The sequence below is a fragment of the Comamonas sp. B-9 genome, from assembly GCF_000410635.1.
Lineage (GTDB): Bacteria > Pseudomonadota > Gammaproteobacteria > Burkholderiales > Burkholderiaceae_C > Comamonas.
The window spans coordinates 38,903-39,195 of the sequence record NZ_KE148528.1; the positions used below are offsets into that span (position 1 = coordinate 38,903).

General features: G+C 71.3%; 1 protein-coding gene. It reads right to left on the reverse strand.

What is annotated here, in order from left to right; all coding sequences use genetic code 11:
• Positions 1-293 (reverse strand): FecR domain-containing protein (locus H928_RS30035; RefSeq protein ID WP_192816974.1); only part of this gene is annotated, 293 nt, incomplete at both ends.

Here is a 293-nt window from a genome sequence, read left to right on the forward strand (position 1 = left end):
ACACGGCCTGGCCCTCGTGCAGCAGCACTTCACGGCGGTCGCGGTAGTAGGCCACCTCCAGCCGCGTGGCGGTATCGAGGCGCAGCTCGCTGCCATCGGGCAGCTGTACTTGCAGCTGCTGGCCGCGCTGCGAGGCATAGGCCTGCTTGAACACGGGTTGCGCCTGCCAGTGCTGCCAGGCCAGCAGGCCCGTGCCGCCGGTCATCACGACCGCAGCGGCCATGCCCAGCGAGGGCAACAGCCAGCGGCGGCGCAATGCTGGCAGGGCTGCGGCAGGCGCATGCGCTGCTGCG